This window comes from Indolivaga macrotermitis (assembly GCF_900128985.1).
Taxonomy (GTDB): domain Bacteria; phylum Bacteroidota; class Bacteroidia; order Bacteroidales; family Dysgonomonadaceae; genus Dysgonomonas_A; species Dysgonomonas_A macrotermitis.
In genome coordinates this window covers 1-2,203 of the sequence record NZ_FQUC01000040.1, presented here as the reverse complement: position 1 = coordinate 2,203, position 2,203 = coordinate 1, and the positions used below count along the sequence as shown (strand labels likewise).

2 protein-coding genes are annotated in these 2,203 nt (G+C 33.2%); one reads left to right on the top strand and one right to left on the bottom strand.

Annotated features, from left to right (window positions below; genetic code table 11):
• A partial coding sequence (locus BUC12_RS19610; protein ID WP_139262139.1) for an OST-HTH/LOTUS domain-containing protein occupies positions 1-413 on the top strand: 413 nt, incomplete at its 5' end.
• A 339-nt stretch (positions 414-752) separates the two neighbouring features.
• Here the strand turns inward: BUC12_RS19610 and BUC12_RS19605 are convergent.
• Entirely contained in the window at positions 753-2,042 is a 1,290-nt protein-coding gene (locus BUC12_RS19605) for a pentapeptide repeat-containing protein (protein ID WP_062185342.1), read from the bottom strand.
• Positions 2,043-2,203: the final 161 nt, after the last annotated feature.

Here is a 2,203-nt window from a genome sequence, read left to right as displayed (position 1 = left end):
CCAGCGACAGCGATTATACGCCGTTAGCCCAGCGCATCAGGGAAGAAGGCGTTACTGTAATTGGCTATGGGGAGAGTAAAACCCCGGTTGCTTTTATCAACTCATGTAAGAAATTCATATTCTCCGACCAGGAGCCGGAGAAAAACCCGAAATCGGAGAAAGGCGATACTCCTGCCGTATTGCTTCAAAAGGAAGCCGAGTTATTCGACAAGGCTTACGAATCGGCTGCCGATGGCAAGGAAGAAGTTACCCTCTCTCAAATAGGGATGGCCATGAAGAAAATCAAACCCAAGTTCAAAACCGGACGCTATGGCTGCAAGACACTGGGTGCAATCTACGAGAAACTGGACAAATATGAGGTTATCCAAACCGGGCAGAAGGGGATTTATAGTGTTGTACGCAGGAAATCGTAAACGTCTAATAGGTTGTCATCGCGAGCCTGAACTTACTGATTGTAGTTGACTGTTAATCAGATATGCTTTTTAACCGAAATCAAGAATCCCTAGCCTGGTGCATTTTTCCCGATACGGATAACTCATATATATTACCTTTTGAACCTAGCCGTTCCCACCAGTATTTAACAGGACTATGGTAATTACACCCAAACTTGTCGAAGTAAGAATTGAAATTGTTTTTTCTTTTCCGATAAACAATTTAGATTCAATAGTTAATGTGCCAGATCTTGCAATATGGTAAAATCGTTTTTGTTCTACTATTTCCATCGTATTTATATCTAATCAATCATTTTTTCTTTATCTACCATATTTTCTAAAAGCAGAAATTGTTTGATATATTCCATATCCAATAAATATTTTCCCCAAAAAGAAAATGATGAATTCAATCCAATTCGTTTTATTACCAAATCCTTCCATACCGTTTAATATCCAAAAATAGTTTGCAGCCTCTTTCAAATAATAACTTTCCGACCATATAAATGTATTGCCCCAACCATCACGGATAATAATAAATAAAGAGAAGAATATAATCCATGATGCGATTGTAAAAATAATTCCTCTTATCCAATCTTGACCATAATCATTAGATAAATAGTTACTGGTAAGAACTATTTTCTCCTTTATATTTTTCAAACTCAACGGGAGGTGTTTGTTTAACAATCTCAATTCTTTTGCTTTTAATTCGAGAGCCATATATTGATTTGATGCCCTGATAGCTTCGTATTTTAATAATCTTGCCGACTGTTCATCAGCGACATTATCTATTATGGTTCCGGAAAGGGATAATGCAGCCTTGTTAAAAACGACGTTATCTACTTTGATTTTCTTTATTTTTGCCTCATTAAAACTAACATAGACATCAAATAGAATATTCGTAAATGATATTTCATTTATAATTGCTTGATTAAAATATACATTTTCCTTAAATTCAGTCTTTCCGATTGTTTCTACAGATCCAAATTCAACCTTTCCCTGAAAAACAGTCCGATTAAAGAAAATAGGGCCATCAAATATGACATTGTTAAAATACACGTCTTTCTCAAATACAAAATCCCAAAACTTAGATATTTTAAACTTTGCTCCCCAGAAATTGACATTTCCTCTGAATTGGACAATATCTTTATCATTACTAAAAAGCACGATATTATTCAACTCACTATAAGCAAAAATAACATCAGTATTAAAAGAACTTCCAAACAAACGAAAATATTGTTTAAATGTATTTTCTTGAAAAATCGTTTTTTTCTCAAATACACACTTTATAAAATTCACATCTCTCTTAAACGTATATCCCTGAATATTGACCTCTTCAAGAAAATGAGAATTTGAAAAATCCAGTAAAATCTCTATTTCATCTTTATTGTGTGTCATTAATTCTACTTTTTTCATATAAGCGGCATTCGCAAATCCTATATATCTAGCATTGGGCCATTCATATAATAATGATGACAATAATAAATTTAAATCCAGTTCGAATTGAAAAATACAATCTGAGATATAGATTGAATGAACTTGAAATTTATTTTCATCTTTTGTCTTTTCTGAAAAATAGGATATAATATCTTCTTGTTTATTAAACTCTATCATTTGTTTCTATATTTGAAAGGATGATATTACTATTAGACTCACAAGATAAGATAAAAGTCGAGCATACTGAAGTGAACCCTAAAAGTTAGACAAACTTTTAGGGTTTATTTTATGGAAAAGAAGAAGCGTAACAAGTTTAGTATCGAAGATCGGGAGCGAGC

Coding starts and splice junctions, on each gene's coding strand:
- BUC12_RS19605 (WP_062185342.1), bottom strand. CDS start 2,042: ATGATAGAGTTTAATAAACAAGAAGATATTATATCCTATTTTTCAGAA.